The sequence below is a fragment of the Pedobacter sp. P26 genome (assembly GCF_050632135.1).
Classification (GTDB): domain Bacteria; phylum Bacteroidota; class Bacteroidia; order Sphingobacteriales; family Sphingobacteriaceae; genus Pedobacter.
Genome location: NZ_CP192574.1, coordinates 256,111 through 273,086 on the forward strand (window position 1 = coordinate 256,111; position 16,976 = coordinate 273,086).

The 16,976-nt window shown below is 40.5% G+C and carries 10 protein-coding genes and 3 pseudogenes; 9 read left to right on the forward strand and 4 right to left on the reverse strand.

All coding sequences use genetic code 11. The features are described from left to right. Positions 1–166 precede the first annotated feature (166 nt). The 9 genes and pseudogenes from ACQ86H_RS01260 to ACQ86H_RS01300 all read left to right on the forward strand — a co-directional run bounded on the left by ACQ86H_RS01260 (position 167) and on the right by ACQ86H_RS01300 (position 13,036). Positions 167–1,922: pseudogene (locus ACQ86H_RS01260) on the forward strand (glycoside hydrolase family 88 protein). Positions 1,923–2,131: 209 nt separating this feature from the next. Next, positions 2,132–3,145, forward strand: a complete 1,014-nt coding sequence (gene pelA, locus ACQ86H_RS01265) for a pectate lyase (protein WP_431293599.1) — start codon at positions 2,132–2,134, stop codon at positions 3,143–3,145. Between the two features lie 97 nt (positions 3,146–3,242). After that, positions 3,243–4,754: a tagaturonate reductase gene (locus ACQ86H_RS01270; protein ID WP_431293600.1), complete on the forward strand. Its 1,512-nt coding sequence runs from the start codon at positions 3,243–3,245 to the stop codon at positions 4,752–4,754. 1 nt (position 4,755) lies between these two features. Further along, positions 4,756–6,402, forward strand: coding sequence for a UxaA family hydrolase (locus ACQ86H_RS01275; RefSeq protein WP_431293601.1), 1,647 nt, complete (start codon positions 4,756–4,758; stop codon positions 6,400–6,402). A gap of 211 nt (positions 6,403–6,613) precedes the next feature. Further along, a pseudogene (gene uxaC, locus ACQ86H_RS01280) lies at positions 6,614–8,015 on the forward strand (glucuronate isomerase). Positions 8,016–8,129: 114 nt separating this feature from the next. Continuing rightward, entirely contained in the window at positions 8,130–9,185 is a 1,056-nt protein-coding gene (locus ACQ86H_RS01285) for a sugar kinase (protein WP_138819018.1), read from the forward strand. After that, the gene (locus ACQ86H_RS01290) at positions 9,178–9,840 is read left to right on the forward strand and encodes a bifunctional 4-hydroxy-2-oxoglutarate aldolase/2-dehydro-3-deoxy-phosphogluconate aldolase (RefSeq protein ID WP_210419405.1); all 663 of its coding nucleotides are present in this window, start codon (positions 9,178–9,180) and stop codon (positions 9,838–9,840) included. The genes ACQ86H_RS01285 and ACQ86H_RS01290 overlap by 8 nt, the downstream gene beginning before the upstream one ends. A 21-nt stretch (positions 9,841–9,861) precedes the next feature. Further along, positions 9,862–11,300: pseudogene (locus ACQ86H_RS01295) on the forward strand (MFS transporter). A gap of 110 nt (positions 11,301–11,410) precedes the next feature. Next, positions 11,411–13,036 carry an NADP-dependent glyceraldehyde-3-phosphate dehydrogenase gene (locus ACQ86H_RS01300; RefSeq protein WP_315417654.1) on the forward strand — a complete coding sequence of 542 codons (1,626 nt, stop codon included), beginning with the start codon at positions 11,411–11,413 and terminating at the stop codon, positions 13,034–13,036. A gap of 529 nt (positions 13,037–13,565) precedes the next feature. Here ACQ86H_RS01300 and ACQ86H_RS01305 read toward each other — a convergent pair. The 4 genes from ACQ86H_RS01305 to ACQ86H_RS01320 all read right to left on the reverse strand — a co-directional run bounded on the left by ACQ86H_RS01305 (position 13,566) and on the right by ACQ86H_RS01320 (position 16,976). Then, a complete protein-coding gene (locus tag ACQ86H_RS01305; protein ID WP_431293602.1) occupies positions 13,566–14,099 on the reverse strand; it encodes a GDSL-type esterase/lipase family protein in 534 nt (177 codons plus the stop codon). Then, complete coding sequence (locus ACQ86H_RS01310; RefSeq protein ID WP_431293603.1) at positions 14,026–14,307, reverse strand: hypothetical protein; 282 nt, start codon at positions 14,305–14,307, stop codon at positions 14,026–14,028. The genes ACQ86H_RS01305 and ACQ86H_RS01310 overlap by 74 nt, the downstream gene beginning before the upstream one ends. 5 nt (positions 14,308–14,312) lie before the next feature. After that, on the reverse strand, positions 14,313–15,335 hold the full coding sequence (locus ACQ86H_RS01315) for a pectinesterase family protein (protein WP_431293604.1): 1,023 nt from the start codon (positions 15,333–15,335) through the stop codon (positions 14,313–14,315). Positions 15,336–15,410: 75 nt separating this feature from the next. Continuing rightward, positions 15,411–16,976 carry a DUF4957 domain-containing protein gene (locus tag ACQ86H_RS01320; protein ID WP_431293605.1) on the reverse strand — a complete coding sequence of 522 codons (1,566 nt, stop codon included), beginning with the start codon at positions 16,974–16,976 and terminating at the stop codon, positions 15,411–15,413.

Sequence of the window (16,976 nt, forward strand, 5' to 3'; positions counted from 1 at the left end):
ATCAATTTTATATACAGCGGCTGCCCTCATCGGTTTTTCCATTTTATCACAAAGTGGATTTGCTCAAAAGAAATTATCAGAACAGTTAACCTTAACTGCGATGGAAACACTTTGGCAGGATACTACCGTTTTAAAAGGACTAAAGGGCCCGAGATGGTCCTATGATATGGGGGTGGTTTTGGAAGGCGCAGCAGCAGTTTGGCGAAATACCGGCGATGGAAAATATTTTAAGTACATCCAAAGTTCGATGGATGCTTATCTGGATAAAGAAGGAAATATCACCACTTACAAGCCCGATGACTTTAACATCGATAACATCAAAAACGGTCGTTCATTATTGTTACTCTATAAAGTTACCGGACAGCAGAAATACCTGTTAGCAGCAACCAAATTATACGATCAGCTGCAAAAACAGCCACGTACTAAAGAAGGTGGTTTTTGGCATAAGAAAATTTATCCCAATCAGATGTGGCTGGATGGTTTATACATGGGTGAGCCATTCTACGCTGAATATGCAAAGCTGATGAAAAAAGATGTAGCGTTTGATGACATTGCCAAGCAGTTTATCCTGATGGAAAAAAACGCCCGTGATGCAAAAACAGGTTTGCTCTACCATGGCTATGATGAAAGCAGAACCGAACAGTGGGCGGATAAAACAACCGGTCGATCACCAAATTTTTGGGCCAGGGCAATGGGTTGGTACATTATGGCCCTGGTAGATGTATTGGATAATTTTCCGGCCGGTCATCCGCAAAAAAGAATTACTGGCCATTTTAAACCGTACGGCAACAGCGGCGGTAAAATACCAGGATCCGAAATCGGGTGTTTGGTTTGATATTTTGGATATGCCAGCCCGTAAAGGGAATTACCTGGAAAGTTCGGCATCGAGCATGTTTGTATATGGTTTAGCTAAAGGTGTTCGTAAGGGCTGGTTAGCACCATCTCTTATGTTGGCTGCAAATAAAGGCTATGCGGGTTTAAAGAAAGAATTTATAGAAAAAGCGGGGGATGAAAGGGTAAACCTTACTAAAACCGTTTCTGTATCAGGCTTGGGCGGAAAACCAAAATACCGTGATGGAAGTTTCGATTATTACATTAGCGAAAAAGTAATCACCAACGACCCGAAAGGAATGGGAGCATTTGTGTGTGCTGCTGCCGAGATGGAAGTTGATGCTTTGCCAAAACCTGGAAAAAATTTAACGGTTACCGTTGATAATTTCTTCAACAACGAATACATGACTGGTCCAACCGGTGATAAAATCCCTTTCCATTACCTGTGGGAAGAAGATGATAACAATGGTTTCTCTTTATTTGGAAAAGTATTTAACGATGCTGGCGTAAAAACCAATACACTCAAAGCTGCACCTACCGCTTCAAATTTAAAAGGAACCAACATTTATGTTATTGTAGATCCCGATACCGAAAAGGAAACGGCAAACCCAAATTTCATGAATGCTGCCCATGCCAAGCAAATTAGCGAATGGGTTAAAGCCGGGGGCGTTTTGGTACTCTTGTTAAATGATGCCGGTAATTGCGAAATTTCAAAATTCAATATATTGCCAGAAACCTTCGGGATCCATTTTAATGAAGATAGCCGTAATAAAGTTCAGGGCGCAAACTTTGAACAGGGTGCAATAAAAATCCCGGAAGGGAATTCTATTTTCAAGACAGCCAAAAAAGTGTACATCAAAGAAATTTCTACCATTGTGGCGAAAAGTCCAGCTGTTTCTGCTTTAACCGATAAAGGAGATGTGATTGTTGCTACAGCAAAATATGGTAAAGGAACTGTTTTCGCGGTGGGCGATCCCTGGTTTTATAATGAATATATCGACGGTAGAAAATTACCTGCTGAATTTGAAAATTTTAAAGCCACGAATGATTTAGTGAACTGGTTGATTAAGCAGGTGCCAGGTAAAAAATAACCACAGATGAAAAGGATGAACACAGATAGCTAAATAGGATTGTCATCCTGAGCCTGTCGAAGGACTTGTTAAAATTACTGCAAACAGCGTTTCGACAAGCTCAACGTGACATATTGGATGAAAAAATACTCCGTGTCTCCGTGGCAAATAAAAACTATGGCAGATGTAAACAAAAAGAAATTAGTGGTCTGGACCACGGAACAAACAAAATGATGAAAATAAAATTATTGTTCACCCTAATCTGCAGCACTTTATTACTATCGTGTTATGCCCAGCAGCCTACCGATTCTACGGCAGATAAAATGCTTGTTTATCAATTGGGCAATGGTGGCTGGCCAAAGCAATTGGACGATAAAAGTGTGGTTAACTACGGTGCAGCTTTAACCCCTGAGTTATTGGCCAAAATAAAAGCCACTAAAGATTTACATGCCACCTTCGATAATAAAGCCACAAGCAGAGAAGTGGTTTACTTGGTAAAAGCTTATAAAAAAACACAGAATAAGGCTTATTTAACGGCAGCCGAAAAAGGATTGGATTATATTTTATCCGCTCAATATGCCAATGGTGGCTGGCCCCAATATTATCCTGACAAAGCTTCATACCGTTCAGAAATTACTTACAATGATGACGCAATGATTAATGTGCTTAATATCTTACAGGATATTGCCATGCAAACGAACGATTTCGAAGTGGTAAATCCGGCTTATATCAAAAAAGCGGAGAAAGCAGTTACAAAAGGCATCGATTGTATTATCAAAACACAGGTAAAACAGAACGGAACGTTAACCATTTGGGCTGCGCAATATGATAAAGATTCGATGTTGCCTGCAAAAGCCAGAGCATTTGAGCCGGCCTCGTTAAGCACAAGTGAATCGGCGGGTATTGTGCGTTTCCTGATGAGGCTTAAAAATCCATCAACAGAAGTGAAAAATGCAATTGCTGCAGCAGTGAAATGGTTTGATACTTATAAAATAGTTGGCTACCGCTTCGACCGGAACAAAAATATTTCAGCTTTGGTTGCGGATCATACTGCCAACACCTGGGCACGTTTCTACGACCTTGATAAAAATACCCCAATTTTTGGCGACCGTGACAACACCATTAAAACAAAATTAGAAGAACTAAGTCCCGAAAGACGCAACGGTTATGCCTGGTACGGCAACTGGGGGCAAAAATTAATTGAAAAAGAATACCCAAAGTGGTTAACCACAAATGGGAAATAAATAAAAAAATAAAAATCGTCATTGCGAGGCACGAAGCAATCCTACTACTATAGGTGGGGACTCCTTCATTACTTGCAATGACGGAAACCGCAAGAATATGATTTTAAACAAAGAAAATTTAAAAAACATTAAGGGCGACAAGGTTACAAAACCTACTGCCGAAATTTTAGCCTTGCCCGAAAAAGTAATCCAGTTTGGAACGGGTGTTTTACTGCGTGGTCTGCCAGATTACTTTATCGATAAAGCCAATCAACAAGGCATTTTTAACGGTAGGGTTTTAGTCGTTAAATCTACTTCAAGAGGTGGTGCTGACGAATTTTCGAAGCAAGATAATTTATATACCCTATGCGTAAAAGGTATTGAAAACGGCGTTACTGTTGAAGAAAATTCAATCAATGCTTCAATCAGCAGGGTTTTATCAGCTTCGCAGGATTGGGCCGAAATTTTAAAAGCTGCCCACCAGCCCGAAATACAGGTCGTAATTTCGAATACCACTGAAGTTGGGATTGTTAAAAGTGAAGATAAAATAACCGATAATCCACCACAATCTTATCCGGGGAAATTACTGGCATTCCTGCACGAAAGATATACTGTGTTTAATGGTTCGGCCGAAAGCGGAATGGTGATTGTTCCAACGGAATTAATCAGTGATAACGCTGATAAATTGAAAGAAATTGTACTGGATCTTGCTATTCATAACAAATTGGGCTGGGATTTCGAAAACTGGTTAAAAACCGCCAATCACTTCTGTAAAACTTTGGTCGATCGTATTGTGCCGGGAAAACTTCCGGCGGCAGAGCAAAAAGTCATCGAAAATGAATTGGGTTACGAAGACGAGCTTATGATCATGGCCGAACCTTTCAGGCTTTGGGCAATCGAATCATCCAGCGAAAAAGTAAAAGAGGTTTTATCTTTCGCCAAAGCGGATAAAGGCATTTTTATTGTCCCTTCTATCGATAAATTTAAAGAACTAAAACTCCGTTTACTTAATGGCACACATACCATTAGCTGCGGTTTGGCCATTTTAGCAGGCTTTAATACGGTAAAAGAAGCAATGGCCGATAAAGATTTCGCCAGCAACGTATTAAAACTGATGAAGGAGGAAATTGCTCCCGTTGTGGTAAATGAGGATATTACTTATGATGAAGCCCTGGCTTTTGCCAATAGTGTGGTCGACCGTTTCAGCAATCCTTTTTTAGAGCACCAATGGCAGGCCATTACCTTAAACTTCACCTCAAAGATGCAGATGCGCAACATGCCGCTCATCAGAAGGTATTATGCCTTAAAAAATGAAGTACCTCAACTTACCGCTTTGGGTGTTGCCGCTTATATTCTTTTTATGAATGTGAACAAAGATGGCGATACTTATACGGCCAGTGCCAACGGAAAAACCTTTCCTGTACAGGATGAATTTGCGGAAGTGTTATACGAATACTGGAAAAATCCTGAAACCGTGGTAGATAATACCCTTGGCGACAGACGCCTTTGGGATAAAAACCTGAACAATTACCCCGGCTTTAACGCAGCCGTAAAATCATACGTTGAATTATTACAAAATAAGGGTGCAAAAGAAACTTTAAGTAACTTGCATTCAGAAAGAACAAATTAAAATGGTTACTAGAATTTTAAAAATCCATCCTAACGACAACGTTCTTGTTGCCCTGCAAAATCTTGCAAAAGGCGAAACTGTTATCCACGATGGGCAGGAATATATTTTACAGGATGATATCCAGGCGAAGCATAAGTTTTTTATGCAGGATATGAATGCTGGCGATCACATTATTATGTATGGTGTACTGGTAGGGAAGGCACAGCATTTCATTCTTAAAGGTGGTTTGATGGATACCGAAAATACGAAACATGCTTCCGATCCTTACGAATTTCGTCCATACCATTACGAATGGCACGCGCCCGATGTTTCCAAATTTGAAGGCAGAACCTTTAATGGTTATATCCGTAGCGATGGTCGTGTAGGAACTGCCAATTACTGGTTGTTTATCCCGACTGTTTTCTGCGAAAACCGCAATTTAGATGTCATCCGTGAGGCTTTGCACAACGAATTGGGTTATGCCGTAACTGATAAATATAAATCTTACGCCCACCAGTTGGTAGAGGCTTACAAAAATGGTGAGATTTTAGAAGAGGCCGATCCAGGCTCTATTGGATTGGCAAATCCATCAGCCAACCGTGTTTTTAAAAATGTAGATGGCATTAAATTCCTGAACCATCAGGGTGGTTGCGGTGGTACCCGTCAGGATGCCGCTGTATTGAGCAAGTTATTGGCTGCTTATGCTGATCATCCCAATGTGGCTGGTGTAACCGTGTTGAGCCTGGGATGTCAGAATTTGCAGGTTAAAGATTTTATGGACGATTTAAAACAGCGTAGTCCGAATTTCGATAAACCTTTATTCATTTTTGAGCAGCAGCAATCGCAGAACGAAGAACAATTGGTTAAAGAAGCCATCCGTAAAACCTTTATCGGTTTAACCGAAATCAATAAAATGGAACGTCAGCCTGCGCCGTTAAGCAAACTGGTTTTGGGTGTAAAATGTGGCGGTAGCGATGGTTTTAGTGGCATAAGCGCCAATCCTGCTGTAGGCTATACCTCCGATTTATTGGTGGCTTTAGGCGGAACCGTGCTTTTGGCCGAATTCCCTGAGCTTTGTGGTGCCGAACAACAACTAATCGATCGTACTAAAGACGAAACCGCCGCACGTAAATTTATCCAGCTAATGACGGCTTATAACCAGGCTGCAGAAAATGTAGGTTCTGGATTTTTTATGAATCCATCACCAGGCAACATTAAAGATGGGTTGATTACCGATGCCATTAAAAGTACCGGAGCAGCTAAAAAAGGTGGAACCTCACCAGTGGAAGATGTGTTGGATTACACCGAACCAGCCACAAAACCAGGCTTAAATTTGGTTTGTACGCCTGGAAATGATGTAGAGGCCACCACCGGAAAAGCAGCATCGGGGGCAACCTTAATTTTGTTCACTACCGGTTTGGGCACGCCTACCGGAAACCCGGTTTGTCCAACCATCAAGGTATCAACCAATAATGCCTTAACCAAACGCATGGGCGATATCATTGATATCAACTGTGGACCAGTAATCGAAGGAGAAAAAACCATCGAGCAAATGGGAGAAGATATCCTGGAATATTGCATTAAAGCGGCCAGTGGTGAAGTAATCCCTAAAGCAGTGTTGCTTAACCAGGATGATTTTATTCCATGGAAAAGGGGAGTTAGTTTGTAGCTTGGAGCTGGGAGTGTTGAGTCTGGGGTGCAGAGAAAAACCCATAGTCTTAGCCCTAAATTCCGTGGTCTGTGTCCCCACAGACCACCGAGCGAATAAAATATAAATTCAATTCCAGTCTGTGAGGACACAGACCGGGCTAAATAAAAAATTATTAGATAATCGTTTTAATTATCTCAAACCGATTACTTAATGTCTCAAATCACATAGCATGAAACCTTTTTTAGACGAAAATTTTCTTTTGCAAAGCAAAACAGCAGAAAAAGCTTTATCACAATTTTGCAAAATCATTGCCGATTATCGATTACCATAATCACCTTATTCCAGAGCAGATTGCCAATAATACCCAGTTTGCCAATATCAGTCAGGTTTGGCTTGCCGGCGACCATTACAAATGGAGGGCCATGCGTGCCAATGGTGTGGATGAAAAATATATCACCGGTATTGGATCAGATTATGAGAAATTTGAGAAATGGGCTGAAACGGTTCCTTATACTTTGCGTAATCCATTATACCACTGGACACATTTAGAACTTCAACGTTATTTCGGCGTAACCGATTTACTTTCGGGCAAAACCGCACAGAAAATTTATGACGAATGTTCTGCAAAACTGCAAACGCCTGAGTACTCTGTACGTGGTTTGCTGGCCAAAATGAATGTAGAAGCTGTTTGTACCACAGATGATCCGTTGGATAGCTTAAACTTCCACCAGCAATTGGCAAGAGAAGGTGCAAATTTGAAAATGTTACCTGCTTTCCGTCCGGATAAAGCAATGAACAGTGATGATATTGAAGGATTGAACGAATATATCAATAAGTTAGAAAGTGTTGCTGATAAAACCATCAGCAGTTTTCAAGACTATATCGATGCCTTAAAAAGCCGTCACGATTATTTTGCTGATCATGGCTGTTCGGTTTCAGATCATGGTTTAGAGCAGATTTATGCCGAAGATTATACTGAAGCTGAAATTTCCTCCATTTTTGATAAAATTCGCGCTAAACAAGGTATCTCTTACGAAGAGAACCTGAAATTTAAATCGGCTATGCTGGTTTATTTTGCAGAATGGGATCACGAAAATGGCTGGGTGCAACAATACCACCTTGGTGCGTTGCGTAACAACAACACCAGGATGTTAAGGCAATTAGGTCCGGATACCGGTTGGGATTCAATCGGTGATTTTAGCCAGGCCCGTATGCTCTCTAAATTCCTAAACCGTTTGGATAATCAGGATAAACTGGCCAAAACGATTATTTACAACCTTAACCCTGCCGATAACGAATTGATTGCTACTATGATTGGTAATTTTAACGATGGTTCGGTTGCCGGTAAAGTTCAGTTTGGTTCTGCCTGGTGGTTTCTGGATCAGAAAGACGGCATGATCAAACAGTTAAACGCATTATCGAATATGGGGCTTTTAAGCCGCCTGGTAGGTATGCTTACCGATTCGCGCAGTTTCCTTTCTTTCCCACGTCACGAATATTTCAGAAGGATTGTTTGTAACCTGTTTGGGGAAGATATTGAGAACGGTGAATTGCCTAACGATTTGGAATGGGTTGGCAAAATTGTTCAGGATATTTCGTACTTTAACGCAAAAAATTACTTTAAGTTTTAACCAAAATCGGGCTTTAGGAAGGTATTTCATTGGAATCAGATCATTTCAATCGTTTTCCTTCCGTTTTCATACCCTTGCAGAAAATAGCATGAAATACGCCGATCAGATATAAAAATGAGCACCCAAATATTCGCTTCATCACAAAAAGGAAAAAAAGTTTTAAGCTTTGGTGAAATACTTTTGCGCATCTGTCCTGATATGGATGGTGCCTGGTTAAAAGAAAACAAACTTCCGTTTTATGTTGGCGGTGCAGAGCTGAATGTAGCCACTGCACTGGCCCTTTGGAATGTTCCTTCGGCCTACTTATCGGCTGTGCCTGATAATTCGGTCACCCGGGAAATTGTAGATTATCTTGATGCCCGTAATATTGATACCACGCCGATGGTTTATCGTGGCGAACGTTTGGGTTTATATTATCTCCCGAAAGGAAAAGACCTTAAAAATGCCGGTGTAATTTACGACCGCGCAAATTCGGCTTATGCAGAATTAAAGGTTGGCCAGATCAACTGGGATGAAGTTTTTGAAGACGTAAACTGGTTCCATTTCAGTGCGATATGCCCTGCAATCAATCAATCTATTGCTGATGTTTGTTTGGAAGCTTTAAAAGCGGCAACTGAGCGGAATATCACCATTTCACTGGATCTGAACTACCGCGCCAAACTTTGGAAATATGGTAAGGATCCTATTGATGTTTTGCCTGAACTGGCTCAGTATTGCACGCTGATTATGGGTAATGTTTGGGCGGCCAATAAAATGTTGGGTACTGCGCTACACGAAGATTTAACATCAACTGAGGGTTATGCAAAAGAAACGTTACTACAACAGGCAACAGATACTTCTAAAGAAATATTAAGTTTGTTTCCGGCATGTAAAGCAGTGGCCAATACCTTCAGGTTCGATCATGGGAAAGGCATCAGGTATTACACTGCCATTTATACCGTTGGTGAACTAACGGTTTCTGAAGAATATGTTTCGGACGAAATTTTAGATAAAGTGGGCAGTGGTGACTGTTTTATGGCAGGTTTAATTTATGGTTTTTACAACCAGTTATCGGCCAAAGAAACCTTAAATTTTGCCACAGCGGCAGCTTACGATAAATTATACATTCCAAGTGATGCTACAACCAGTACCGTAGCTGATATAGAAAAAAGAATAATACGCAATGATTAGCAACAAGCACAAAATTTTAGATGCCATTTTAGAGCAGGGCATGTTACCGCTTTTTTATCAGGATAGCGAAGCAGGTAGCGTTGAAATATTACGCACGCTGTATAAAGCAGGTGTACGTGTTTTCGAATATACCAACCGAGGTAAATCGGCTTTGCCGAACTTTAAAAAGCTAAAGGAAGTACGCGATGCCGAAATGCCTGATCTTTATCTGGGTATCGGAACCATTAAAACCCCTGCTGATGCAAATGCTTTTATCGAGGCAGGAACAGATTTTATTGTGGCACCGATCATAAATCCGGCAGTTGCCGAAATTGCCAACAAAATTGGTATGTTATGGATCCCGGGCTGTATGACACCGACTGAAATCAGCATTGCCCAGGAGCATAAGGCCATGCTGATCAAAATTTTTCCTGCCAATATTTTAGGCCCTGAATTTATTTCGTCAATTAAAGATCTTTTCGCCGGACAGCTGTTTATGCCTACCGGTGGAGTGGAAATTAATGCCGATAATTTAAAAACCTGGTTTAAAGCTGGTGTTTGTGCCGTAGGTATGGGCAGCAAATTAATCAGTAAAGATGTAATGAGCAAAGAGCTTTACGAGGAGTTATTCGACAATACCAAATTAGCACTTGATCTAATACAGCAGAGCAAATAAAAATTTAACAAACCTAACCAAATGAACCAACCCAAAACAAGCAAATATAGATGGACCATCTGTTTGCTGTTATTCTTAGCTACGACCATAAATTATTTAGATAGACAGGTACTTTCTTTAACCTGGACAGATTTTATTAAACCGGAATTTCATTGGGACAATAACGACTATGGAAATATAACGGCCCTGTTCTCTATTTTTTATGCGATATCCATGCTTTTTGCAGGTCGTTTAGTTGATAAACTGGATACAAAAAAGGGCTTTTTATGGGCCATTGGTGTTTGGTCGGTAGGCGCCTGTTTGCATGCTTTCTGCGGTATTGCAACTGCAGGTATCATCAATGGAAACTGGTTTGTAGGTTTTGAAGGTGCTAAAGAAATTATTGCCCGTGTTAACGATACAGGTTTGGTGGTTTCGGTAAGTGTTACCCTCTTTATTTTTGCCCGTTTTGTACTGGCGGTTGGAGAGGCTGGAAACTTCCCGGCTGCAATTAAAGCCACTGCCGAATACTTTCCTAAAAAGACCGGGCATTTGCAACCAGTATTTTCAATGCTGGTGCTACTGTTGGTGCATTGGCTGCCCCTATTACCATTCCTTTTATCGCCAAAGCTTATGGTTGGGAAATGTCGTTCATTATTATCGGTGCATTAGGTTTTATATGGATGGGCTTATGGGTTTTCGTATATAACAAGCCAGAATTACATAAAAGGGTTAGCGCTGAAGAATTGGCCTATATTCAACAAGATGTAATCAACGACCGGAAATTGGCCGATTACGTTGAAGAAACCAAAGAAAAAGTTTCGTTTATCGATTGTTTTAAATACAAACAGACCTGGGCTTTCGCCTTTGGTAAATTTATGACCGATGGTGTTTGGTGGTTCTTTTTATTCTGGACCCCTGCTTACCTGAAATCGGTTTACGGGATGGATTCTACTCAAAGTGCATTACCATTATTTGTGCTTTACATGATTACCTTGCTTTCTATTATCGGAGGATGGTTGCCTACTTATTTTGTAGATAAAAAAGGCATGAATCCTTACGAAGGCAGAATGAGGGCCATGTTGATTTTTGCATTTTTCCCGCTATTGGCTTTGGCCGCACAACCTTTAGGCCACATTACCTATTGGATTCCGGTAATCATTATCGGTATTGCGGGTGCAGCCCACCAGGCATGGTCGGCAAATATATTTTCTACTGTGGGCGATATGTTCCCTAAAAAAGCCATTGCAACCATTACCGGCATAGGTGGTATGGCCGGTGGCTTAGGCTCTTTCATTATTAATAAAGGCTCTGGTTTGCTGTTCGACTATACGGGCAAAAACGAGATTGTTTTTATGGGGTTTAAAGGTGAAGAGGCCGGCTATTTCATTATATTTTCCATCTGTGCGGTATGTTATTTAATCGGATGGACGGTAATGAAAACCTTAGTGCCAAAATATAAAGTAATCGAACTAAAATAAACCAAGGGTTGATGTTAGGGAAGCTTTCTGAACCATCAGCCTTTTTATACAAACGAATCTATACTTAAACTATAGATTTAACATTAATTTAACCCTAACAACAATTAAAATTGAGTACAACGCTAAACCTCGAAAGTATTTTCGTTGAAGAGAGCCAGATTCCAGATGAATTTAGGCTCACGGAAGAAATCAATCAAAAGGAGTTTCTATCAAATGGGGAAATGAAACCATGGAACGGACCGTTTAATGAAGTTTTTTCTCCGGTATGCGTAAAAACCCCTGAGGGCTTAAAACGAAAGCGTATCGGTAGTTTCCCGGTATGTACAGAAAAAGAATCGACAGAAGCTTTGGATGCTGCCGTAGCTGCTTATGATAATGGTCGTGGGCAATGGCCAACCATGAGCGTTGCCGACCGCATTTCCTGTGTAGAAAACTTTACCCATAAAATGATTGAGCAAAAGGAAATTGTTGCCAAGCTCATTATGTGGGAAATCGGTAAATCTTATGCCGATTCGGTTAAAGAGTTCGACCGTACTGTAGAATATATCTACGCGACCATCGATGCCTTGAAAGATATCGACAGGCAGTCATCACGTTTTGAAATAGAGCAGGGAATCGTGGCCCAGGTGCGCCGTTCTCCGCTTGGAGTGGTGCTGTGTATGGGGCCGTTCAATTATCCTTTAAACGAGACTTTTACAACCCTGATCCCGGCTTTGATTATGGGCAATACGCTTTTATTCAAACCACCTAAACATGGTACTTTATTACATTACCCTTTGCTGGAAGCTTTCCGCTCCAGTTTTCCAAAAGGAGTGGTGAATACCATTTATGGCCGTGGCAATACCATTGTTCCGGGATTGATGAAATCGGGAAAAATCAATGTGCTTACTTTGATCGGTTCCAGTAAAGTAGCCAATGAACTTAAAAAACTGCACCCTAAAGTAAACCGCTTAAGGGCTATTTTAGGTCTGGATGCCAAAAATGCGGCCATCATCACCAAAGATGCCGACCTGGATTTAGCGGTTTCTGAAACCGTTTTAGGCTCACTTTCTTTTAACGGACAACGTTGTACCGCGATTAAAATCGTTTATGTACACCGCAGTTTGGCACAGGAATTTTTAAAGCGTTTATCGGCAGAAGTAGAAAAACTGAAATTCGGTATGCCTTGGGAAAAAGGGGTAAACCTTACTCCATTACCTGAGTTGAATAAACCTGAATATTTAAAAGAATGTATTGATGATGCCGTTTCGCATGGGGCAAAAGTAGTAAACAAAAATGGTGGACAAACGTTAGAAACTTTTGTTTATCCTGCCATTGTTTATCCGGTAAACAGCAACATGAAATTGTATCGCGAAGAGCAGTTTGGTCCGATTGTTCCTGTTGTGCCTTTTGATGATCTGGAAGAACCTATCGAGTATTTAATCGGTTCGCCACACGGCCAGCAGGTGAGTATTTTTAGCAACAATGCTGCGGTAATTTCTTCGTTAATCGATCCTTTGGTTAACCAGGTGAGCCGTGTAAATATCAACTGCCAATGTCAGCGTGGACCAGATGTGTTCCCTTTCACTGGTCGTAAAGACAGTGCCGAAGGAACCCTTTCTGTAGTAGATGCCTTGCGTTCATTCTCGATCCGCTCTTTGGTAGCCACTAAGTTTACTGAAGATAATAAAAAGTTACTGAACGAAATTGTGAGAGGAGATGATTCGAACTTCTTGAGCACGAAGTATATTTTTTAAAAGGTCACTTTATAAAACTAAGCCGCAAAAACATGGATGTTAATCTGTGGATTTGCGGCTTTTTTTGTTTTGTATTCTTAGCTGTCATTCTGAGGGGGTAATTTATTGTGTAAAATCAATATGAGTGACGTTTAATTGATTTGTTCTGCCATACAGCACGGTCTTGCCTCGGCTCGCCGCCGCCGAATGGCTCTTTCTTTTTGGCATCAAAAAGAAACAAAAAATGCCGGCTGAAAATTTTTCTTTTGAAGCCAGTTGTGTGGCTAGAACAGTGCAGCCCGAAAAATTTGTTAGGCCGGATTTAAGTAGAACGGGGTACCGTGCTATGGCCTAGCTGGATGGAAATACGAAATCGGTTAAAGCGCTGATTAATATTAGTTTATAGAATAACATCAATGGTAGCGCAGTGAAGAATCTCCAAACGAAAGGCAGAACACAGATCAACTTATTTTTAAGAAGATATTAACTAAGGGGCAATACGCTTAACTAAAAGATCCTTCACTGGCGTTCAGGATGACAACTATATTTTTTACTTCAAACTCTTCGCTAAACTCAACTTCAACTCCTTAATCCCTTTTACAACCAATCCTGCAACCTGTTTAGCGCCCTCGGGACTTAAATGTGTATCGTCTTTTTTGCCTTTTGGATAATTTACATTTCCCGAATCAACATGGTTGAATAATTTAATTGAAGGCTCATCCCCCAAACGGGTCAATAAACTTTCTGTTTTAGCCAGCATATCAATTAAGGGTACATTTAGCGAATCGGCCACCTGACGGGTAACCCTTGGATAGTCGCCATGCGAATCGATTAAAACACCATTTTTGAAACTTCTGCGGGAGATTGGCGTGAGTAAAACCGGAAATGCTTTTTTGCTCCGGGTTTCTTTTACATAATTCACCAGATTGATCTTAAAATCGGCCAATGAAACACCAACTGTTGGCTTATCAACTTTTTCATCATTATGTCCAAACTCTATAAAAACATAATCACCTGGATTTAACTGTGCTAAAAATTGGGTCCCAACGTTTTTCGGCCCTGAATGATTTGGTACTTCTTCCATTTAAAGCCCGGTTATCAACCGTTACATCGGTTTTAAAGTATGATTGTAAAGCCATGCCCCAACCGGTTTCCGGATAAGCTTTTTCTTCTTTATTGGCTGCGGTAGAATCGCCGATGATGTACAGCTTTGTTTTCATTTGAATAAAAGTAAAAGAGAATAAAACAGCTAAGGCTCCTGCCGCAAAAATCTTAAGGAAATTGGTTTTCATTTTAATTAATTTGTGAGTGGGTTCCATTGATCCATTCCGCTCAGTATATTTTTTAAAGTATAATTTTTAGCCTCTTTATTAGTGAGCTGTTTCGTCCAGGCTAATCTTGTTCTGGTCAATGCCCCAGCACCTTTACTTTTATATTCAGCATAAAACGCGGTTAATTCCTTATCTGGGAACATCTTATCGCCTTTCCAGGCATTCCAGCCTTCAGGTAAAATGTGTTTTCCAATTTCACAGTTTAAGAATACCGTTTTTGCATACGGCCGCCATGGCCTGCCTAAATAAGCTTTCGTTACAGCAGTATCTGCAATGAGCTTACAATTTAGAAAAACAAATCCGAATTTCTGTTGCGCGGAGGTTGAAGCTGCGGTAACATAAGAATCGCTTAAACTTTTGATGGTACAATTTTGAAAGACTACCGTTGCCTTGCCGAAAATAAAATCGGTTGTGCCCTCGATATAACAGTTTTGATAATATTGACGACTATTTTCAATAGCGGCATAAAGCGTATCCTGATTGCCCAAAAACCTGCAGTTTTTTGCTATGAATCGATCACCTTCTACATGCAGCGCAACAGCCCGGCCAACGCGGCCGGCAGAATTGATAATGGTTAAATTTTCCAGGTGGATATCATTGCCTTGAACCAATACGGTAAAAGAGGTATAAGTGCTGAATTTCCTATTGCCAAACTGGTCATCACCTGCTGGATTAAGTTTGCCCGAATAATCATTGAAGGTAATGATGGTATTTTCTACATCTTCTCCTATAATCCAAATCCTGATTTTCCAGGATGGAATAGTCAATTTTTCTTTATAAGTACCCTTTTTAATATAAATCTTAACTTCTTTCTCGCCTAAATCCCTTACCGAATTTACAGCCTCCTGAATGGTTTTGTAATTTCCGCTGCCATCCTGTGCAACGGTTATTTCTGAAGGATATTTAGGATCTTGAGCGTGGAGATAAAGAAAGGGAGCGATAACCAAAATAAGTATTGCAATAAATTTCAGCTTAGATATTCTTGTCATTCTTTTCGATTAAATCTACAGCATAAAGTTCATTAAAAAAGGGCAGATTAAAACCTGCCCTTATCAATTATAAAATTAGTTTCTCCACCTGGGATCGCCGACTCCATTCGTTTTTAAATCTGACTGGCTAACGGTAAAATTGCCAGTTGCGGCAGCAGTAAAGCCCGGATTTAATGTGGTAAATGTTCCGGTATCGTATTTGGCACCAACGGTTACACTGCCTGAAATAAAAGTTGGAGCATTGAAATAATTATTTGCGGTAAAATTAGCGCCAACAATTGTGGTTAATACCTGATTTGTTAAAATGCCGCCAGAGTTTGCCACAATATTTTTTGAAAAGTAAATTTCGTGTTTAGCCAACCGAACGTAAAATAACCTGTTTCCCGCGCCATTACAAATCCCGTTAAGTGTATTGGTGGCAACGGTAATTACTGAAGTAATGGCCTGAAAATTTGTGGAACCTGCTGGGTCCATTCTAAAAAAGTCTCTGGCCAAAACAGATGCATATACCGTATTGTTAGTGAAATTTAATGTTTTGGCTAAGCCTGATCTAAAATCGATAAAATCTCCACCACTACATTCTATGTTACTGATTACATTTCCTTTAAAAGTTACCGATTCGATAAGTGTTTTTAAATTTACATAAAAAAGACCTTTAGTATAGTTTTTTACAACTGAATTTTCAAGCAGAAAATGGCCATAAACATTATCAGATGCTTCATCGTAGATAAAGGTTTGATTTCCGTTTAAGGATCCGGTACCATCCAATACCACATCTTTAATGGTTAAACCTGCATTAGCCTTTAATCTAAGAACCATCCCGTTAATAATTGGCCTGTCAGTTGGTCTTGTTCCCCTTATGGTAATTGATTTTGAGGCAATAACATCTGCATTAACGGTATAAGTGCCGGGAGCAAGACCGAAAACGGTGCCTGCAGCAGCATTTGTAATCAGAGTTGCCAGGTTATCTGATGGACTTACTAATGTTGCGCCTGTAAAATTATAAAGTGTGGTAAAAGCTGCTGTTCCTCTAACCTTTGTTCCGGCCAGCAATTTTGCCGTGTAATCCGTTTCTCCGGTTAAGCCTGTTATGGTTGCTTCTCCGGCTGCAATTTCTGCAGCGGTAATGGTATGCGTAATATTTCCAGGTGTTACGGTAACTGAAGTTGCTGTTTCGCCAGGTGTCCAGTTTAATACAACAGAAGTAGCCGTTATTTTGGCCTGGTTTACCGTTTGGAAAATCTGTTCGGATTCTGTTTTTGCAGAAGTGCTAACCCATTTGGAATCTGCAACTCCCTGTGCAACACCTTTTACCCTAATTGAATATTGCGTATCGCCTATTAATCCGGTTACGGTATAGGGTAATTGAGCTGCAGTAATGCTGGCAATTGATTTTACCGGGGTGCCGGTAAAGTCGGCATTATCGTATACCTCGATGGTATAAGAAGTGGCATTGGGTACGGCGTTCCATGTTAATTTAACACCGGTTTTATTAACTATTGTTGCGGTTAAGCCAGGGCTGGAAAATACCCTGTCTACGTTAAGTGTGGTAATTTCTTCCAGATTGTCTTTTTTGCATGCCGATAAACAAACTGTCGCCATGAGTAAGAAGGTGTATGTATATCTATTAATCTTTTTCAT

Excerpts from the sequence above, each read along its gene's own strand:
- pelA (WP_431293599.1), top strand. The coding sequence starts at position 2,132 with ATGATGAAAATAAAATTATTGTTCACCCTAATCTGCAGCACTTTATTA.
- ACQ86H_RS01270 (WP_431293600.1), top strand. The coding sequence starts at position 3,243 with ATGATTTTAAACAAAGAAAATTTAAAAAACATTAAGGGCGACAAGGTT.
- ACQ86H_RS01275 (WP_431293601.1), top strand. The coding sequence starts at position 4,756 with ATGGTTACTAGAATTTTAAAAATCCATCCTAACGACAACGTTCTTGTT.
- ACQ86H_RS01285 (WP_138819018.1), top strand. The coding sequence starts at position 8,130 with ATGAGCACCCAAATATTCGCTTCATCACAAAAAGGAAAAAAAGTTTTA.
- ACQ86H_RS01290 (WP_210419405.1), top strand. The coding sequence starts at position 9,178 with ATGATTAGCAACAAGCACAAAATTTTAGATGCCATTTTAGAGCAGGGC.
- ACQ86H_RS01305 (WP_431293602.1), bottom strand. The coding sequence starts at position 14,099 with ATGGAAGAAGTACCAAATCATTCAGGGCCGAAAAACGTTGGGACCCAA.
- ACQ86H_RS01310 (WP_431293603.1), bottom strand. The coding sequence starts at position 14,307 with ATGAAAACCAATTTCCTTAAGATTTTTGCGGCAGGAGCCTTAGCTGTT.
- ACQ86H_RS01315 (WP_431293604.1), bottom strand. The coding sequence starts at position 15,335 with ATGACAAGAATATCTAAGCTGAAATTTATTGCAATACTTATTTTGGTT.
- ACQ86H_RS01320 (WP_431293605.1), bottom strand. The coding sequence starts at position 16,976 with ATGAAAAAGATTAATAGATATACATACACCTTCTTACTCATGGCGACA.